This is a genomic window from Sphingobacterium lactis, assembly GCF_011046555.1.
GTDB lineage: Bacteria > Bacteroidota > Bacteroidia > Sphingobacteriales > Sphingobacteriaceae > Sphingobacterium > Sphingobacterium lactis.
The window spans coordinates 2223179-2243055 of record NZ_CP049246.1; the positions used below are offsets into that span (position 1 = coordinate 2223179).

The 19877-nt window shown below is 46.2% G+C and carries 15 protein-coding genes; 10 read left to right on the top strand and 5 right to left on the bottom strand.

All coding sequences use genetic code 11. The annotated features are described in order from the left end of the window. Nucleotides 1-15 precede the first annotated feature (15 nt). Both G6N79_RS09735 and G6N79_RS09740 read left to right on the top strand, forming a co-directional pair. The gene (locus G6N79_RS09735; RefSeq protein ID WP_103907286.1) at nucleotides 16-3180 is read left to right on the top strand and encodes an efflux RND transporter permease subunit; all 3165 of its coding nucleotides are present in this window, start codon (nucleotides 16-18) and stop codon (nucleotides 3178-3180) included. Then, nucleotides 3167-4615 (top strand): TolC family protein, encoded by a 1449-nt coding sequence (locus G6N79_RS09740; RefSeq protein WP_103907285.1) that lies wholly within the window; start codon nucleotides 3167-3169, stop codon nucleotides 4613-4615. Before G6N79_RS09735 ends, G6N79_RS09740 begins: the two co-directional genes overlap by 14 nt. Nucleotides 4616-4894: 279 nt before the next feature. Here the strand turns inward: G6N79_RS09740 and G6N79_RS09745 are convergent, their stop codons facing one another. Further along, complete coding sequence (locus G6N79_RS09745) at nucleotides 4895-5776, bottom strand: IS3 family transposase (protein WP_164527209.1); 882 nt, start codon at nucleotides 5774-5776, stop codon at nucleotides 4895-4897. A gap of 23 nt (nucleotides 5777-5799) precedes the next feature. Then, entirely contained in the window at nucleotides 5800-6333 is a 534-nt protein-coding gene (locus G6N79_RS17540) for a transposase (protein ID WP_206517945.1), read from the bottom strand. Between the two features lie 323 nt (nucleotides 6334-6656). Between G6N79_RS17540 and G6N79_RS09755 the strand changes: the two genes are divergently transcribed. Further along, nucleotides 6657-7124: a hypothetical protein gene (locus tag G6N79_RS09755; protein WP_103907147.1), complete on the top strand. Its 468-nt coding sequence runs from the start codon at nucleotides 6657-6659 to the stop codon at nucleotides 7122-7124. Between the two features lie 13 nt (nucleotides 7125-7137). Here G6N79_RS09755 and G6N79_RS09760 read toward each other — a convergent pair whose 3' ends face one another. After that, complete coding sequence (locus tag G6N79_RS09760; protein WP_103907148.1) at nucleotides 7138-8157, bottom strand: LacI family DNA-binding transcriptional regulator; 1020 nt, start codon at nucleotides 8155-8157, stop codon at nucleotides 7138-7140. A gap of 374 nt (nucleotides 8158-8531) precedes the next feature. Here G6N79_RS09760 and G6N79_RS09765 point away from each other — a divergent pair, with 374 nt between their 5' ends. The 4 genes from G6N79_RS09765 to G6N79_RS09780 all read left to right on the top strand — a co-directional run bounded on the left by G6N79_RS09765 (nucleotide 8532) and on the right by G6N79_RS09780 (nucleotide 15454). Then, nucleotides 8532-9230, top strand: a complete 699-nt coding sequence (locus G6N79_RS09765; RefSeq protein ID WP_234993234.1) for an NAD-dependent epimerase/dehydratase family protein — start codon at nucleotides 8532-8534, stop codon at nucleotides 9228-9230. Nucleotides 9231-9295: 65 nt separating this feature from the next. After that, nucleotides 9296-10327, top strand: coding sequence for a hypothetical protein (locus G6N79_RS09770; protein ID WP_146060647.1), 1032 nt, complete (start codon nucleotides 9296-9298; stop codon nucleotides 10325-10327). 393 nt (nucleotides 10328-10720) lie between these two features. Continuing rightward, nucleotides 10721-13855 carry a SusC/RagA family TonB-linked outer membrane protein gene (locus G6N79_RS09775; protein ID WP_103907150.1) on the top strand — a complete coding sequence of 1045 codons (3135 nt, stop codon included), beginning with the start codon at nucleotides 10721-10723 and terminating at the stop codon, nucleotides 13853-13855. An 18-nt stretch (nucleotides 13856-13873) separates the two neighbouring features. Beyond that, on the top strand, nucleotides 13874-15454 hold the full coding sequence (locus tag G6N79_RS09780) for a RagB/SusD family nutrient uptake outer membrane protein (RefSeq protein ID WP_103907151.1): 1581 nt from the start codon (nucleotides 13874-13876) through the stop codon (nucleotides 15452-15454). Between the two features lie 64 nt (nucleotides 15455-15518). Here G6N79_RS09780 and G6N79_RS09785 read toward each other — a convergent pair whose 3' ends face one another. Together G6N79_RS09785 and G6N79_RS09790 are read right to left on the bottom strand one after the other, a co-directional pair. Next, nucleotides 15519-16055 carry an AAA family ATPase gene (locus G6N79_RS09785; protein ID WP_103907152.1) on the bottom strand — a complete coding sequence of 179 codons (537 nt, stop codon included), beginning with the start codon at nucleotides 16053-16055 and terminating at the stop codon, nucleotides 15519-15521. Between the two features lie 42 nt (nucleotides 16056-16097). Continuing rightward, on the bottom strand, nucleotides 16098-16601 hold the full coding sequence (locus tag G6N79_RS09790; protein ID WP_103907153.1) for a GNAT family N-acetyltransferase: 504 nt from the start codon (nucleotides 16599-16601) through the stop codon (nucleotides 16098-16100). A 494-nt stretch (nucleotides 16602-17095) separates the two neighbouring features. On the opposite strand from G6N79_RS09790, the gene G6N79_RS09795 reads away from it, so the two are divergent. The 3 genes from G6N79_RS09795 to G6N79_RS09805 are packed head-to-tail and all read left to right on the top strand — an operon-like array spanning nucleotide 17096 to nucleotide 19871. Beyond that, on the top strand, nucleotides 17096-18577 hold the full coding sequence (locus tag G6N79_RS09795) for a phytoene desaturase family protein (RefSeq protein WP_103907154.1): 1482 nt from the start codon (nucleotides 17096-17098) through the stop codon (nucleotides 18575-18577). Next, nucleotides 18574-19410, top strand: coding sequence for a phytoene/squalene synthase family protein (locus G6N79_RS09800; protein ID WP_103907155.1), 837 nt, complete (start codon nucleotides 18574-18576; stop codon nucleotides 19408-19410). Before G6N79_RS09795 ends, G6N79_RS09800 begins: the two co-directional genes overlap by 4 nt. After that, nucleotides 19410-19871 (top strand): hypothetical protein, encoded by a 462-nt coding sequence (locus G6N79_RS09805; RefSeq protein ID WP_103907156.1) that lies wholly within the window; start codon nucleotides 19410-19412, stop codon nucleotides 19869-19871. Before G6N79_RS09800 ends, G6N79_RS09805 begins: the two co-directional genes overlap by 1 nt. Nucleotides 19872-19877 lie beyond the last annotated feature (6 nt).

Below are 19877 nucleotides of genomic sequence, written 5' to 3' on the forward strand. Positions count from 1 at the left end.
TAAAGGATAGAAGAAATGTTTAATAGATTTATAAATAGACCGGTCTTATCGATCGTAATCTCCTTGATCATTGTTTTCTTGGGGGTATTGGCGATGACCCAATTGCCCGTGACCCAATTTCCATCCATATCCCCGCCTAAGGTGAATGTCACCGCGGAATATCCGGGAGCGAATGCGGAACTCATGATCAAAGCGGTGATCATTCCCCTAGAGCGCGCAATCAATGGGGTGCCCGGGATGAAATATATGGCGTCTGACGCCGGAAATGATGGTGAGGCCAGTATACAGGTGGTCTTTGACCTGGGGACGGATCCCAATCAGGCTTCCGTCAATGTACAGAATAGGGTAGCTTCGGTGGTCAATAAGCTGCCACCTTTAGTTGTCCGGGAAGGGGTGAAGATCACGCGGGAGGAGTCCAATATGTTGATGTACATCAATATGTACAGCGATGAAAAGGACCTGGACGGGAACTTTATGTTCAACTTTGCGGATATCAATGTGGTCTCCGAGTTGCGCCGTGTACCGGGAGTGGGTGTTGCCAATATCTTGGGTAACCGGGAATACGCCATGCGCATCTGGTTGAAACCCGATCGCATGACCGCTTACCACATCTCTTCTGAGGAGGTGATGAAAGCCCTGGAAGAGCAGAGTTTAGAAGCATCGCCAGGCCGTGCTGGGGAATCCTCCGGTATTGAATCCCAATCTTTTGAGTATATTCTCAAATATTCGGGTCGTTTTACCACGGAAGAAGAATACGGCAATATTATACTGAAGGTGAGTCCGAACGGCGAAATTCTCCGCCTGAAAGATGTGGCGGATGTTCATTTCGGCTCTGCGATGTACGACATCTATTCCACTTTAGATGGGCGCCCTTCGGCGGCAATCGTCCTGAAACAATCTTACGGTAGTAATGCATCCCAGGTCATTAAGGACGTCAAGGCGAAGATGGAAGAGCTGCAGCAGAACTTTCCAAAGGGGCTGCATTATGAAATCAGTTATGACGTATCCAAATTCCTGGATGCCTCCATGGAAAAGGTGGTGCATACGTTGGTGGAAGCCTTTATTTTGGTTGCCATTGTGGTGTTTTTATTCTTGGGCGATCTTCGCTCGACCTTAATCCCGACCATTGCCGTGCCGGTTTCCTTGATCGGTGCCTTTCTGTTTATGCAATTCTTTGGTATTTCCATCAACCTGATCACCCTCTTTGCGTTGGTGCTCGCAATCGGGGTGGTGGTTGATGATGCCATCGTGGTGATCGAAGCGGTACATAAAAAGATGGAGGAAGATCATATTTCGGCATATAAAGCCACGAAGCGGGCCATGCACGAAATTGCTGGTGCCATTGTGGCCATTACCTTCCTTATGGCTGCAGTGTTTATTCCCGTGGCCTTTATGTCCGGTCCGGTGGGGATCTTCTATCGGCAGTTCTCCATCACCATGGCCACCTCCATTATCCTTTCGGGTATCGTGGCCCTGACATTGACACCGGCATTATGTGCCATTCTATTGAAGAACAATCACGGCAAACCCAAGAAGAAATCCCTAATCGATAAGTTTTTGGGAAGCTTTAACCGAGGGTTCGATAAGATGCAGAACCGGTATGTCCAGTTGCTGAGCAAGATGGTCAATAAACGGGTGCTGACCTTCCTCATCCTGATCGGGTTCTGTATCGGGGCCTATTTCCTCAACAACAGCGTGCCTGCGGGTTTTATTCCCAATGAGGATCAAGGGATGATCTATGCGATTATCCAGACGCCTCCGGGATCGACCTTGGAAAGGACCAATAAAGCCGCCATGGAATTGCAGAAGGAAGCCGAAAGTATCGATGGTGTGGAATCTGTTTCTTCATTGGCAGGTTATGAAATCCTGAACGAAGGTACAGCTGCCAATACGGGAACCTGTCTGATCAGCTTAAAAGGTTGGGAAGAGCGTAAGGAATCTGCGCATGAAGTGATCGAGCAATTGGAGAAATGTGCAGAAAATATACCGGGCGCTTCCATAGAATTCTTCCAACCGCCGGCCGTTCCTGGGTATGGTGCCGCAGGTGGTTTCGAATTGCGCCTGCTCGACAAAACCGGGAACAATGACTTCCAGAAAATGGAACAGGTCAGTAAGGATTTTGTACGGGAGCTCAACAAGCGCAAGGAATTATCCTCCGTATTTACTTTCTTCAGCGCCAGCTTCCCACAATACCTGCTAAAAATCGATAATGAAGTGGCCCAACAGAAAGGTGTTTCCATTGAGAATGCCATGAGTACGCTGTCCACGTTGGTAGGGTCAAACTATGAAACCAACTTTATCAAGTTTGACAGGCAATATAAGGTGATGGTGCAGGCCTTACCGCAATACCGTGCTCTTCCGGAAGATATCCTGAAGCTCTATGTTAAAAACGACAAAGGGGATATGGTGCCATTCTCGGAATTTATGCACATGGAGAAGGTGTACGGTCTTTCTGAAATTACGCGCCACAACATGTACTTGGCTTCCGAAATATCGGGGTCGCCGGCATCGGGATACAGTAGTGGCGAGGCCATCAATGTCGTAAATGAAGTCGCCCTCAAGACGCTCCCTCGCGGTTATGGCATTGATTGGGCAGGTATTTCAAAAGATGAGGTGGCCCGTGGTAACCAGGCCATGTACATCTTCCTGATTTGTTTAGGGTTTGTGTACCTGATTCTTGCGGCACAGTACGAAAGCTTTATCCTGCCATTGGCGGTCATCCTATCCCTTCCAGTCGGTATTTTTGGAGCTTTCTTTTTACTCAAGGTGCTGCATCTGGAAAACAACATCTACGCACAGGTAGCCTTGGTGATGCTGATCGGTTTACTCGGAAAGAACGCGGTCTTGATCGTGGAGTTTGCAGTCCAGCGGAAACAGGATGGACTCAGTATATTGGATGCGGCGATGGAAGGGGCGAAAGTCCGTTTCCGGCCGATCCTCATGACGTCTTTTGCCTTTATTGCCGGCCTGATTCCATTGGTCATGGCGTCCGGGCCGGGTGCTATTGGGAACCGAACTATTGGTACTGCGGCGGCAGGAGGGATGCTCTTCGGTACCATATTCGGTGTCCTAATTATTCCGGGGCTCTATTACATTTTTGGAACGATCGCTTCCAAGCGTAAATTAATTAAACATGAGGACGAAAACCCGTTAAGTGAAGAAATCGATGGAAACAACTAGAAGAAGAATCATCAAGGGCTTGCTCCTCACGGCAGCTACCACAGCAGTGGTCGCCTGTAAGGCTCCGCAAGCTACGCAGATGAAAGAAAATAAAACATTGCCTACGGCATTTGCGGAAAATACTGCCGTTCAGGATACCACCAATTCGGGCAATGCGAAGTGGCGGGAATTCTTTACCGACCCAGACCTGATTGCCCTATTGGATACGGCCGTAAAAAACAATCAGGAATTGAATATCACCCTACAAGAGCTGGAGATCGCGAAGAGCGATATCCAGCTCCGCAAGGGGGCATTGAAGCCGATCGTTGGGGTGAGAGCCGGTGCTGGGTTGGAAAAGGTCGGTCGCTATACGTCGCAGGGGGCCGGTGATGCCAGTACTGAAATACGTCCGGGCCATGAAATGCCCGATCCGTTGGGTGACCTGACCGTGGCCGCCTTTGCCCGTTGGGAGGTGGACATCTGGAGAAAACTGAAAGACTCCGAACAAGCGGCGGTTAATAGGTACCTCGCAACGGTGGAAGGCAAGAATTTCGTGTTGAGCAGTTTGATCGCCGAAGTGGCCAATTCCTATTATGAGTTGCTGGCGCTGGATAACCAGTTGGCCATCATCCAGCAGAATATCATCCTCCAGGATAAGGCCCTGGAGGTGGTACGGGCGCAGAAGGAAGCCACCCGGGTGACGGAATTGGCGGTGAAGAAATTTGAAGCTGAAGTCGCCAAGACCAAAGGTATGGAATTTTCTACCCGTCAGCAGATCAAGGAAACCGAGAATCGGATCAATTTCCTTTTGGGACGATATCCGCAAGAAATTGTGCGGAATACAACAGGATTTATGGATTTGGTGCCTGCCAGCGTAAAAACCGGGATTCCAAGCCAACTGTTGGAAAATCGCCCCGATATCCTACAGGCGGAGCATGAGCTGACGGCTGCCAAACTGGATGTGCAGGTCGCACGCAAGGAATTCTATCCTTCGCTGGACATCTCCGCTGCTTTCGGCTTGCAGGCCTTTAAACCTTCGTACCTGTTCCGGTTACCGGAATCGCTGCTGTACAATGTGGTCGGCGATCTGGCAGCGCCATTATTGAACAAGAACGCGCTGAAGGCCGAATTCAATGCCGCCAATTCCAGACAGATTCAGGCCGTTTACAATTACCAGAAAACGCTGCTCAATGCGTTTACGGAAGTGTCCACGCAGCTATCCAATATTGAAAATCTGGAAAAGGGATACCAGTATCAGGCTCAGGAAGTGGAGGCCTTAAATAAATCCATTTCCGTATCCAATGACCTCTTCCGAGCGGCGCGAGCCGATTACCTCGAGGTTCTTATGACCCAACGAGATGTGTTGGATGCCAAACTCGAATTGATAGAAACCAAAAAACAACAATTGAATGCTGTTGTTAATGTGTATAAAGCTTTGGGTGGAGGTTGGAAATAACCACCACGAAATTGGATGAGGTTAGTTGGTAAAAGAGGACAGGAAACTGTCCTCTTTCCTTTTTGGGGATAGGCTTGACCTTGTCTGACTTCCGTCCGTGGTGTTCCCGTAATGTAGGCGTGGTGCATACGTGTCATAGACACGCTCTCACCACGCTCTGACCACGCTCTCACCTCGGACTCACCTCGGACAAGGTCTGTCTTGTCCTTATATAGCTATACAAATTATTGGATTAATTCTGAATTGATTATACAGGCAAATTTGGTAATACTATATGTACTATACAAACTCTTTCTGCACTATTGGATATTTTTTCGGTCTCCATCTCTTTCTCAGCGCACCTGACCTCTTATGTGCCTGTTCAGGTGTGAGGTAATCACAGCTCGCGTGGGGCCTCAGGTTGTTGTATACCCTGATGTTCTCCCGGATCTTTCTTGTGGTCTCCCTCAGGCCACTCTGTGATGCGTAGAGGTCGAACTCCGCCTTCAGTATGCCGTTCACCCGTTCGGCTATCGCATTCTCGTAGGGATCCCCGTTCTCGGTCATGCTGACCGCGATCCCGTTGGTGCGTAGGATATCCACATAGCCTTTGCTACAGTACTGCGAACCCCGATCGGAGTGGTGTATCAGTCCCTTTCCCTGATACTGCCTCTGCTGCAGTGCCATCTGCAGGGCATCGATACATCCCTGTGCCGAGAGGTCGCCCCTGAACGCCCAGCCCACTATCTTTCTGGAATAGGCATCGGTAACCAGGCTCAGATATCCCCAGCGCCGGTTGAGCTGTACATAGGTGATGTCGCTTACCCAGACCTGCTCGGGACGCTCGACCGCAAGTCCCTTTATCAGGTTTCCGTACTTCTTCATCCAGTGCCGCGAATCGGTGGTGACCGCCTTCCTCTTCCTGGTCCTGATCTGTAGGGAATGCTCCCTCATCAGGGCGAAGAGATAGTCGCGGCCGATCCTGATCCCATGTTCCTGCAGGGGGCCGGCGAGCATATGGAGCAGCTTCCGGGTACCGATCCTCTTCTGTTCGCTGCGTATCCGCAGCACGTGCAGCAGGATGATCTCGTCCTTCAGTCCGACATCCTGAACCCGCCACTGGCGGTCATAGTACGCATGCCTTGTTCTGCCAAACAGTCCGCAGATCAAACGGATCCCCATTGCTGGGGATTCCTGTTTGATCTTTACGACCGCTTGGCACCAGACTTTTTTCTGATGTCGATCTTGAGCTGTTCCTCGGCAATATCGATCATGGTATCCAATGCCCTGATCTTCAGGTTTGCATATTCCAGGGCCTTCTTCAGGGCCAGGATCTCTGCCTCTTTGGGGTCTACGGGTTTCTTGTTGGCCATATCATCGGGTTCTGGGGAACTAAGTTCGGTATTTTCCCCCTTATATTCCCTGACCCATCTGGAGACCGTACCGGAGGAGATATCAAAGGTGTTCCCCGCCCGGTAGGCGCTCATCCCGTCCTGGACCGCCCTGATCACTGAACGCTTCAGCTCGGTGGTATACCGCTTTGGCCCAATGGGCTGTCGCCCGAACTTCTTCATCCAGCGGATCAGGCTCACTTCGGAGACACCGTACTGTTCCATCAGGTCCCGGCGGGGGACCCCAAGTTCGATCTGATCCAGCATGTGGAAGATCAGACGCTTGTCGAATGGCTGCTTCTTACTGGTCCGCTCAGCGAACTCAAACTCTCTTTCTATTGTTTCCATACACTTTGTTTTTGTGTATAGCTTTTTTAGGATTGGACAGTCCACTGAATTCAAAGCGCAAAATTTTGCCTTTGAACAGTGCTTTCGGACTAAAAAAGTGCTTTAAAAGGCTATTTAACCAGTTTTATTGCGCAAATTTAAGGTAAAAAGCGATAGTCTATAAAATAGCAGTAATGGGATAAAATTCGGTGCATTGTACCCTTTGAAAATGGGTGAAAAACTCGGCCATTTTAACGGATATTGGAAAATAATTTGTTATAATAAGTTAGGATTTTATCTTTGCGGGAGAATTTCAAATAACCTTTTAAAAGGAAACTTAATTTATGTTTAAGAAACGAAGCTTTTTAGCACTATTTGCCAGCACGAGTTTATTCTTTACCTCCCAAGCGCAGGAAAGTCCATTCTCCGTTGGGGTCCATATGGATTGGTCCATGGAGTCCCCATCTTTTGAAAAGTACATCGGTGTACAGGGAAAATATGATCTGACGGAGCGCCAATCGCTGCAAGCGCAGCTTGGTGGAAGTACTTACGATGTGCGCTATATTGGTGTGGATTATCTTTATACGGTATTCCCGTTGAAGCGCATGCCGAGTGTTTTTGTTGGGGGAGGAGTAGCCTATGAGAAAGTCGCGGGCACAAGCTATGATGACATCACCTTTAATGGTCAGGCAGGCATGCAGTTCGACATTGGCCGATTTTCGCCTTATGTCGGCTATAAAGCACGTTTTTTCTTTGAGGCTGAGGGAATAGATCCAAGTTACCTTATGCTCGGTCTTCGGTTCCGCCTATAGAAGTAAGAAGATATCAGGTTGATTTCCTGGCAATGATATGCGATTTCAATTTGATGTTTTCGAATTCCTCCACGGGATATTTCGCATGGATCAACTGCAGCAACTTTTCAACGCCGATCTTGCCCATCTCTACGGTCGGCTGTACCACCGTGGACAATGCCGGGTTCAACGAATTGGGGATATGGATATTCGAGAAGCCAATGACCGCAATTTCTTCCGGGCAGGCAATGCCCAAAGTTGCCAGGACACCCAGCGATAAGGTGGTGATATCATCCGTTGCACCTAGGATAGCATCGATAGGAATATGCTTTTCCCGCATGGATTGAATATGATTCTTGATGGAGTTTTCGATCTCGTTATGTTTTCCATAGTCGCATTCCAGGTACAATTTAGGATCAAATGGTAGGTTGTGATCCATGAGGCATTTCTTAAAACCATTCAACCGCTCTTCGGTAATACCAATGTTCTTGGCGGTGATGTGGAGAATGTGTTTCCTTCCCTGGTCCAAGAGGTGCTTGGTGGCTTCATAGGCCGCCGCCTGGTTATCCGTACCTACTTTGTGGGTCTGTAAAGGATGCTGCACCCGATCGAAAAGGACAACGGGAATACCAGCCTGTTGGAGATCTCGGAGAAGCTCCACATTGGAGTTGTGTGCAACGGGAGAGATCAATAAACCGTCGATTCCTCGCATGCGCAGGACTTCGATGGCGTTGCGCTCCTGTTCAATGTCATCCCGGCTCTGCATGATGATGATGTCGTATTTCTGTTCATGGGAGGCGATATGGATCCCATTCAGCACTTGCGAAATAAAGGTATTGGAAATGTTGAACACGATGACTCCGATGGTATTGGTCTTCCCGGTCTTGAGGTTTCGGGCGACCTTGTTCGGTACATAATTGTGCTTCTTGGCATAATCCTGAACCAACTTCTTGGTGGCATCACTGATTTCGTAACTGTCAGATAAAGATTTTGAAACAGTAGATATGGACAGATTGAGATCTTTCGCTATATCCTTCAATGTTTTACGTTCCATAAATCGCTATACCCTCCTAAAGTTAGTTTTTAATAATTCGATGTGTATTAAATAAACAGAAATAAATTGGAATTATCAATCGTTTGCACAAAAAAATATTGTCGCTTTTATTTGCATTAGCCTTGTAGGGTGGGACGTGCCGTCGCAGTGGATCCCTATAGCAAATCGGCTACAAATTGCTTTTTTGGCTAATATTCAGGAATTTTTATGTTGAAGCAGAATAACTGTTTCTAAATTATTGTTAGCCCATGCTTTGCGAATTTAATTGTTGTACTGGTTAATGTTTGTGGGTTGTTGACCGTTTTTGGGCTTAAACAGTTGTTTAAACACCTACACAGATTAGGCAAAGTGGAATAATTTTCGTTCGTGGTTAAATGGATATTAATCATTTGGAAGAAGGAGTCATGCAAAAGCTACATGTGATAATTACGGGTGCTACGGGAATGGTCGGCGAAGGTGTGCTTCAGGCATGCTTAGCCAATGAGCAGGTGGAATCGATATTGCTGGTAAACCGAAAGCCCAGTCAGTACCAATCCGAAAAGATCAAGGAGGTGATCCTTTCCGATTTGTCGGATATCAGCCAACTGGGTGCGGCATTGAAAATATACAATGCCTGTTTTTTCTGCGCTGGTGTATCCTCTGTCGGTATGAAGGAGGAGGAATATTATCAGAAGACCTATACCTTGACGATCAATTTCGCGGAGGCTCTTTTGCGGGAACAACCGGATATGACCTTCTGTTATGTGTCGGGCACCGGAACGGACAGTACCGAACAGGGACGCTTAATGTGGGCGCGAGTAAAAGGGAAAACTGAAAATAAACTGCTGCGTTTACCCTTTAAGGCCGTCTTTAATTTTCGGCCAGGCTTTATGCGGCCCTATCCGGATGCCAAACATATCAAAGGGTTCTTTAAATTCCTGCGCGCCATCTACCCGGTGCTGCGCCCATGGAAACCATCCTATTTCCTGACCTTGGAGGAAGTCGGAAACGCGATGATCAATGTATCCCTTCACGATTACAATAAAGACATCCTGGAACCGGCAGATATTTCTTTTCTGGCAGCGAATAAATAAAATACTATCTTTAGGTAATATACACGTTAACTTATCTGGTTTTCGCTCACTTAACCGCTATTGTTATGGTACATAGATCAACACGTTTTTTTCTCTTTCTATTTTTTATTCTGCAGGTTTTCTGTTTGCAAGCGAACGATGGTGCTTTTTTCGCACGTGGCAATCAGCTTATTCCCATCCAGGAAAAGGATATCAAGGTGACCAAGGAGATCCTTAAATTAACAAAGCTGGAAGGTGGGATGATCGAGGTTTCGGTATATTACGAATTCCATAATCCAGGAGCCGCGAAAAAGGTATTGGTGGGGTTCGAAGCCATGTCTCCAGAGGGTGATGTGGACGGGACGCCAAAGAAAGGCCAGCATCCGTACATCCATGATTTTACGGTGGATTTGAACGGAAAAAAGCTTCCCTATGCGGTATCCATGGTTGAAAAGGATGGCTATATCCGTGATGGAAAAATTGCCTCTTTGGACATGAAGAAATATAAAGGCGAAAAAGGTGGCAATTATGTAGATTTTGATTATGTCTATCATTTCGATGCCCATTTTCAGTCTGGGAAAAATAAGATCAAGCATACCTACCGATATGATGTTTCGGGTTCCATAGATTATGAATTCAATTTCGAATATGTGCTGACAGCTGCCAACCGCTGGGGAAACCAACAGATCGATGATTTTACCCTCATTTTGGATATGGGCAACTCTATTAGCTTTAGCATGCCAAAGACGTTTTTTGGCAAAGCCAGTAATTGGACGATTACGGGTGTTGGAAAAGCCGTTGATATGCCTGCACAGGAGGGGCTAAACGATAAACCTTATGTCGAATTCCAAGTCCGGGAAGGGGAAATCCAGTTCAAGAAGAAAAACTTCAAACCTGCCGGTGAACTGTTCGTATACAAACAACGGATTATTCAGAATCAGGAAGGTGCAGGCGCAGTGAAGCCATTCACCGTGCCGTTCACCCACTCCGAAGACCAAAATTGGCGGGTTTTCAAGAATCCTCCAAAAGAACAGATCAACAAATTATATGACCAGCGCTATGCGCGAATGGAAGCAATCTTCGGTGATCCCATACTGCAACGCTTTTATCCAATCTGAACACCTTTTTCTTAAGCTCATCAAAGAATCTTTCAAAAGCAGTCCTAGAGACTGCTTTTTTGCTTTAAAGTTTAGCTTCTTCCATTAAAAGGCAGAATTAGCTACATCCGCTAAGGGATATTAAATGTTGTAACTTCCATGATACCCACTGTTTTTAACTAACCTCTTGTTAGTTAGGGTTTTATTCAAATAAATTTTAACTCAAATCCGTTTATTTTCCTAAAATTTTTCAAAAAAGTTACACATATTAAATTTTATTCTGTTAATTAGTAGTACAACTAAAAAAACTGATAAACCTATTGCAATTATAAGAGAGACCAAAATTAGGATGACCCTTTTTTTTAGCCAATTTTTTAAATCGTTTTAGCATTATTAATTACTAACAATAAATCTATGTGGAATTCTGACAATTTTACTCGGAAAGGAAGCAGGAAGTGGATTATTCCATTGGTTCTGCTTGCAACAAGCTATGGTTCAGCACAGGCCCACACGCCTTTTGGATCTGTTGCTTTTCCCTCTGTAAAGGTAGCTTCCAACCAACAGACCGTTAGCGGTAAGGTTATGGACGCAGGCACCAACCAACCTATTGGTGGTGTTACGATTACCGTAAAGGGAACCAATGTAGCTACACAAACGGATGACGCCGGTAACTTTACTATTGAAGCGGCATCGGGAACGGTATTGGTAGCGAATTTCTTGGGCTATAAGTCCCAGGAGAAAACTGTGAGTTCCGGCACCATGAATTTCTCGCTGGAGAGTTCGGAGCAGGAAATTGAAGAACTTGTCGTTGTCGGTTATGGTACGATGCGTAAATCGGACGTAACAGGATCGATTTCGATGGTGAAAGGGGAGGACATGGTCAAGGCGCAGAACTTTAGCCCGCTAGACAACCTTCGTGGTAAGGCAGCAGGGGTAAACATCTACTCCAACTCCAGCCAACCGGGAGCCTATGCCAACCGCGTGGTGATCCGGGGTACAAACACCATCAACTCGTCTTCCAATCCACTCTATGTGGTGGATGGAGTCGTAATGGAAGATTTCCATTTGTTGAACCCGAATGATATTGAACGTATCGAAGTATTGAAGGATGCATCTTCTGCAGCGATCTACGGTGCGCGTGGTGCAAATGGTGTAATCTTGGTGACCACCAAACGTGGTCATAAGGATGGCAGTAGAACCGTGAGCTACCAAGGTTCCGTAAGCAGCAATTCCGTGCAGCGCTATATGGACCTGCTTTCCGGACAGGAATGGGTAGATGCCTTTATGATCGGTTTGAAAAATGAAAATGAATGGCAAGGGAAAAAGTGGTCATTGGATAAGAAAACGTGGTTCAACGATCCAAACTATTTCGATGCCAGCGGTAACCCATTATACAATACAGATTGGCAGAAGGAAGCAACCAGAAACTCCATCTCCCAAAACCACCAGATCAATATCCAACAGGGTGACGAGAATTCATCCGTGGGTGCTTTCCTGAACTACTCGGATAACCAAGGGGTAGTGAACAACACCTATTCCAAACGGATCAACGGTAAGATTTCCTACGATGCGAAAATGAAAGATTGGTTATCGACCAGCATCAACTTGACAGCAAACCATACCTGGGGTCAGTATACACCAGAAGATGGCGGTGGACAGGATGCACGCCGGACGATGATCGAAATGTTGCCTTGGTTGCCGATCTATCAACCGGATGGACAATATACCGTATCCTCATCCTCCACAATCTCCGAGGTGTTGGGATTCGAAGGTATGGCCAACCCGGTTTCCATCCTGGACTTGCAGACGCGTAACCGATACAATACCCAGATCTTTGGTAATGCAGCCTTTACGTTCCACTTAATGGAGGGATTGGATCTGAAAACCCAGATCGGTGTGGATAACCACCGTAAGGAATACCGTGGATACTCGTCCAAAACCCTAAATAACATCTCCAGACCGAACGGTTGGGCAGATGTGAACAACTGGAACGACCTGTACTGGCAAGAAGAAACCTACCTGACCTACAACAAGGCATTCGATAAGCACAGAATCAATGCAATGGCCGGTCTATCTTGGCAGCAGCGTACGTATTTCGGTGCGAACGTACATACGGAAGGATTCTTAACGGATGCGTACCTGTACAACAACCTGGGTGCCGGTTTGATTCCTTCTCCTCCATCTTCTGGATACAACAAATGGGCGATGAACTCTTATTTCGTCCGCGGAAACTACAGCTATGACGATCGTTATTCATTGACCGTTACGGCCCGTGCGGACGGTTCTTCCAAATTCGGTAAGAACAATAAATACGGTTTCTTCCCATCGGCAGGTTTTGCATGGAATGCTTCCAACGAAGAATTCCTGAAAGGCAATGAGACGATCTCGAACTTGAAATTCCATACAAGTTTCGGTATCACCGGTAACTCGGAAATCAGTCCGTACACATCATTGGCTTTAATTTCTGCTGGATCGATCCTGATGGATAACAACCGTGTCGGTACAGGATTCGTCGGTAACTTGGCGAACCCAGATTTGAAGTGGGAAAAAACAAAGACGTACGATGCGGGGATTGAATTGGGTCTCTTCCAGAATCGCTTGAACTTTGATGTGTCCTACTACAACAGAACCACTTCTGACCTCTTGTTATTTGCTCCGGTTCCGACCAGTTCTGGTTTCTCCAGTGTGATGAAGAACATTGGTTCCGTAAGAAACTCCGGGGTAGAGATCCTCGTGAATGCTTCTCCGGTTCGCAATGACAATTTAACCTGGAACATGACCTTGAACGGTAGCTACAATAAGAACGAGGTGTTGCAATTGGGCGAGAACAATGCAGATATCTACCTGAATGGTTGGGTAGGTGGTCCGAACAGTGTGATCCGTGTTGGCGAAAACCTGAACAGTTTCTACGGTTACAAACGTAACGGCATCTATACCGTTGAGGATTTTGAGAACGGCACCATTACCAAAGATAAGATTGGTAGACCGAACCGTTCCACTACGCAGGAAATCCTGGGTAAAGGTATGCCGGATTGGGTAGGTAGTTTCATCAATACCGTAAACTACAAAGGGTTTGATTTCACCCTCGATCTACAGTTCAACTACGGTGTGGAAACCATGCAGCAGTTCTACCACTCAACGTATGACCGTTTCGGTATCACCAATGGTTTGAAGGAGATCTTGACGGATGCATACAATGGTACAAACCCGGGTGGCATGCAGCAAGCCATCTACCTGACAAACAACGGCCATGCTGGTCAGGATACGAATGTGGATTCTTCATGGATCGTGGATGGTTCTTACCTACGTGTAAACGTGGTACAATTGGGCTATTCTTTCACGTCTGATCTTGCTCGCCGTATGGGATTATCCGCATTGCGTATCTATGCAAGTGCAAACAACCCTTGGTTGATCACTTCCAAAGAATTCAAAGGATACGATCCGGAGAGTACATCATTGGGCGACGGTAATAAATTCGGTCAGAACATGACGTTCTTCTCTTACCCAAGAGCGAAGACATTTACCTTCGGAATTAACTTAACCTTATAATTTTAAATACTGATTATCATGAAAATCAAACATATAGCAATAGCCCTGATGCTCACCGGAATGATGGGATTAGGCTCTTGTACGAAATTTTTGGAAGAGGAGCCAAGGTCAAATGAGAAATTTGAGGCCTTTTTCAAGACGAGAGAACAAGCGGAAAGTAATGTAAATGCGCTGTACCGCCGAGGTGCGCCTTCGCGCTATGGTGTTGCGCCTAGTGCCTACCTAGGGCCAACGGCTTCCATTCCTTCCATGCTGACGGGATATTTCACGAATTCCTATGAAGGTCAGGAGTTGGTGTGTTTATATTCCAAGCAGTTGACCAGACAGCAGAACACACGTGTAGTCTCCAATACGATGAACACCATCTGGGATCAGAGTTACCAAGCGATCAATATCGCCAATGCAGGGATCATGTATATCCCGAACATTGCGATGCCGGATGAAGGGGTGAAGAATAGATTGATTGCTGAATCGAAGTTCTTCAGGGCATTCAACTATTTCTACCTTGTGAAGACATTCGGTGACATTCCACTGCCAACAGAACCTTATGTTGATTTGACGAAGGATTTCTTCTTGGAGCGCCAGCCGAAAGCAGCTGTGTATGCGTTGATCGAGAAAGATTTGAAGGAAGCGGTCGAAGCATTGCCAGCCAATACATTCTCCGCAAATGGAAAGCGGATCACGAAATATGTTGCGGCCATGGCGTTAGCCAATGTGTACCTGCAACAGGGTAAATTCGCAGATGCTGCGCAATACTCCAAAATCGTGCTGCAGTCCGGCCACAGATTGACCCAGAATGATGATTTGGCAGCAAATAGTGCCTACAACAAACTGCGAACGACCGATAACCTTGAAGAAAGTATCTATGCCTACGAATTTGATGCAACGATCAGTAACGGCGGCTGGTGGCCAACCTACGGTTTCAACGGTTCGGCAACTGCGGTATTTGATAAGTACTCCATTTTCGAACGCGTTTATGGACCAACAGATAACTTCTTGAATGTGTATGCGGCAGACGATCTGCGCATTAAGCCTAACCAGTTTTTCCATTGGGAATATAAAAATCCGAATACAGGAAAGGTTTGGAAATCGGAGCAAGCGGGTATTTGGTACTATGTCGAAGAAAATGCACTGTTGAATACCGGACGTGCGACCAAGGATTGGAATATTTACCGTTATTCTGAAGCGTTATTGATCGCCGCTGAAAGTTTGGTGAAAGCTGGCAATGCAGTGACTTCGGAAGCTGCAGGGTATTTGGCGCAGATTAAAGCGCGTGCCAACACGAAAGGAAAAACAGTTGCGCAGTTTACGACCGAACTACAAGCTTTATCGGCTACGGCTTTTGTAGAGGAAGTATGGAAAGAACGTTTGCGTGAGCTACCATTGGAATTCAAGATGTGGGATGACTGCTTGCGGACAGGCAAATTCCCGGTGATTTCCACTACGCAAAAAGGATCGGTGACTTTCGTGAACTTGGTGGGTGCCAAGAACGGTTTTGGTGCTACATTCAAAGAGTCGGATCTCTTGTGGCCGATCTCCATGGATGAGTTACAGCGAAACCCGAAACTGGAACAGAATCCAGAATACCAGAAAAATTAATACGTTAGTAGCATATCTAGTGAAGGAAGGGGGCAGAATTGCCCCCTTTCCTTTTAACGGTATTTTAAAGCGCTTCCAGGATAAAGTCTATCCGGTCTTCGACGGTTCCCGTCGGAACTTCAATAGGGGTGTAGCCATGTTGGATATAGCATTCCTTGAGGGCATTATAGGTAATAACCGCTTCCTGCCAAGACTGCTTGCGCTCGGAGTCCTGTTCAAAAATCTCGATCCAGGGCGGGAGGATAAAAACCTTTTTGTAGGTGATCGAATTCAGGACCTTGATGTAATTTCGGGGAAACTGTAGGTCCTCCATGATCATGTAAGCAATGGTATCTAGGATCCCCCGGTCAAAAAAGCAAGCTTGATCGGCGTAATCAATCTCCGCTAGGCTATAGGCATCGATGGATTCCTGCCACATCCGATCGGCATACGCCTGTTTATCCGCCCAGGGCAAAGCCAGACCTCTGTTGGCTACCTGGTCCTTAATTATCCGTCGAGCAACTTCTTCCACAAAGGGATATCCTTGTTGCTCCAGTCCTTCTAAAAGTGTTGTTTTTCCGGATGCCGGTCCTCCGGTTATGGCATAAAAATGATGGTGCATAGGCCTGTGTTATGTCTATGGTTCGGGTATTTCCGTTGTTGATTATAAATTTAATTCCAAAATTTCTCCAGGCAATCCATCCATAAGCAGCACCTCGATACTGACAAAGCCATTGTTCAGCAGGATCTTACGGGAGGCCAGATTATTTGGATCAATGATCGCAAACAGCTTCGACACTTCCGCCTGTTCCCGAGCATGTGCAATCAACCCCTTGGCAATCTTACCCGCAATGCCCTGTCCCTGCCTTTCGGGGATAATGATGTATCCCAGTTCGGCTGCATCGGCTTGCTCTTCACCGAACTCCAATTTTCCCAACCCGATAAAGGCACCGGAATCCCGGTCGAGGATCTTGAAATTGCCAAATTGGGAATGCTTCCCATTGATGTGGAGGAGTTTTTCGTAATCCGACCGTGCCTCATCGGCAGGCAATGCCCGCTCGGTTATCATGGCCATAACCGCTGCATTGCCCACAAGTTGATAGTAGTGGGAGAAATCCAGCTCATTATCCACGAATGGAGTCAATATAAATTCCTCGATATTAATCATTGCCTAAAATTTTATTGTTTAAAGATAGTTAAAATCAGTCGAAGGTCTAAATTTGCTGCAAAATCATCACATAAAAAAACCTGAAGCTGGGAACTTCAGGTTTTTTACCAAACCAATTATTAACCTAAATTATGAAATTATTTTACTCTTATTACTCTTTTGCTTTTCTCTACAACTATAACGAGGTCTTTTCGGGTTTCGTGTACGGGGATGGTTATCTTAACATCTTTTAACACATTGATTTGTAAAGGGATGAAATAGGGGGTGGGTACTATGGGAGAGGTGCTTTTCCCTTTTTTGTTGGGCTGACCAGCAAATCTGAAATTAGCCCAGCAACGCAAAAAAAACCACCTCACCAAACTTATTATTTTTTATCATGTTCTTATTGCAGTTTTCTACTTACTATGGAGGGTGGTCAACGTGCTGTTGGAGCTTGGGGCTCAAATCTTTAGATCCACATATACATCTACTTTTTTACGGGAAATTTACAAGAAATGAATGAACGAATCGCTGTTATAGGGTCTGGTTTTTCTGGACTGACCGCTGCGGCTTATTTAGCAAAATCTGGACGGGAAGTCCATCTTTTTGAAAAAAATGCCGAGGTGGGAGGCCGTGCCCGGCAATTCAAGACCGATAGTGGGTTCGTATTTGATATGGGGCCCAGTTGGTATTGGATGGGGGATATACTGGATCGAATGTTTGCCGATTTTGGGTATAAGCGGGAAGATTTCTATGAATTGATAAACCTGAATCCACAGTTTGAAATGGTTTTTTCGGATCGAAAGATTGATGTGCCACAGGATATGGACGGGTTGCGGGTCCTGTTTGAGGAATTGGAACCCGGGTCCGGTATACAGTTGGAAAGATTTATGCAATCTGCAAAATATAAGTATGAGGTGGGCATGCAGGATTTTGTCCTTAAACCCTGTCACAACTGGATGGAATTTATGTCACTGAAAATCGCCAAAAGTGCAGTACGTTTGGATCTCTTGAGCAATTTTCGAGACTATGTGGGCCGTTATTTTAAAAGTCCATATTTACGGGCTCTGATGGAATTCCCGGTGATATTCCTGGGCGCTTCCCCCAAACAGATTCCGGCCATGTACAGCCTGATGAATTATGGAGGCTACGCTTTAGGGACACATTATCCCATGGGTGGATTTTACAGTGTCGTGCGTGCCTTGAAGCAGATCGCAGAAGAACAGGGGGTAGTCTTTCATGTGGGATCTCCTGTCAAGGAAATTGCTGTTGAAGATGCAGGACAGCTGGCTCTTCAGGTGCAGGATGAGAAAAGGCAATTTGATAAGGTGGTATGCTCTTCGGATTATCACCATACGGAAACTTTGCTTCCGCCGGCATTGCGGAATTACTCGGAAGAGTATTGGGAGTCGAGGACCTTTGCACCATCCAGTCTGATATTCTATCTGGGGATCAGTGAAAGGATTCCCAACCTGAAGCATCACACGCTATTCTTTGAACACGATCTGGATGAACACATCGAAGATATATACGGGACTAAAAAATGGCCTGAGAACCCGCTATTCTATGTGTGCTGTCCTTCAAAAACCGACGATTCCGTCGCTCCGCCAGATAAGGAAAACATATTTATCCTGATGCCGCTGGCAATCGATATCGATGACGATGACGCCGTGCGGGAGGAATATCTTCAGAAAATGCTGAAACGGCTATCGCAGCACACAGGTGTACAGGACCTGTATGAAAAAATTGAATACAAGCGCAGCTTCTGCGTCCGTGATTTTAAAGCAGATTACAATGCCTATGGTGGTAATGCCTACGGCCTCGCCAATACATTGAAACAGACGGCGGTTTGGAAACCGAAACTCCGGAATAAACATATTGAGAACCTGTATTATACAGGGCATTTAACCGTGCCGGGACCTGGCGTACCGCCGGCGATCATTTCCGGAAAAATAGTAGCCCATGAAATTATCAAATCTAAAGAAACACGCGCATGAAACAATTATTTGATGAACTGTCATTTTCCGTGAGTAAAATGACCACCAATACATACAGCACAAGTTTTTCTTTGGGGATCCTTGCGCTGAAGCCAACGATTCGCTCCGCGGTATATGCCATCTACGGATATGTACGGCTTGCGGATGAAATCGTAGATAGTTTCCATGGGTATGATAAACATCGCTTGCTGCGCAGGTTGCGTATTGAAACCGATGAGGCTATACAGGAGGGTATATCGTTAAATCCGATCATGAATGCCTTTCAGGCTACGGTCAATAATTTTAAGATTGACAGGGAATTGATCGAGCAATTTCTGCACAGCATGGAAATGGATCTGGCTAAGATCGATTACAATTCGGACCTCTATAAGGAGTACATCCACGGGTCGGCTGAGGTAGTCGGACTGATGTGCCTGCAGGTTTTTCTGGATGGCGATCGCGAGAAATTTGCTGAATTGAAGCCATACGCCATGAAACTGGGATCCGCATTCCAAAAGATTAATTTCTTGAGGGACCTGAAGGATGATTACCATATCCTCGGACGTACCTATTTTCCCAATATTGATATGGCAACATTTGATAATGCCGTGAAACAGCAAATAGAACAGGAAATAGGAGAAGAGTTCCGTCAAGCGTTGATCGGCATTAAAAAATTGCCGAGTTCATCCATTTTCGGTGTTTACCTAGCCTACAAATATTACCTCTCGCTATTCTATAAAATTAAGCGTAAATCTTCGAAAGATATCATTAACAATAGGGTTCGGGTGGCGAATACGGAGAAGGCTTATGTGGCATTCAAAAGTTATGTGCGGTATAAAACAGCATTTCTCTAATGAAGGTATTTCTATTGGTTATGGCGCTCCACATCTTCCGAATCGGCGGAATGAACGATCCTGTTTTGGATCGGGTTCGCTCGCATTATGGCGAACTGGCATCGAATAAGGCCATCTGTATGGAATTGAATCAGGCATTGACAGTTTCCCAAAGGACATCAACTATCCACTTGGGCTATCTTGGAGCCGTGCAGACCATTATGGCCAACCATACCGCAAATCCGATCAATAAATTGAAGACCTTCAAAAAGGGACGGCAGCTTATTGAAGAGTCTATTCAGCTGGATCCGAAAAATGCAGAATTGCGCTTTATCCGGCTATCGATTCAGAAAAAAGCACCATCTTTTCTGGGTTACCGAGGGAATATTGCAGAGGATGTGGCATTCCTTCGGAAATATAAGGAGACTATTGCCTCCCAGATGGTGCGAAAGAACGTAAATGAATTATTGGCAGAAAAATAAGAGTAG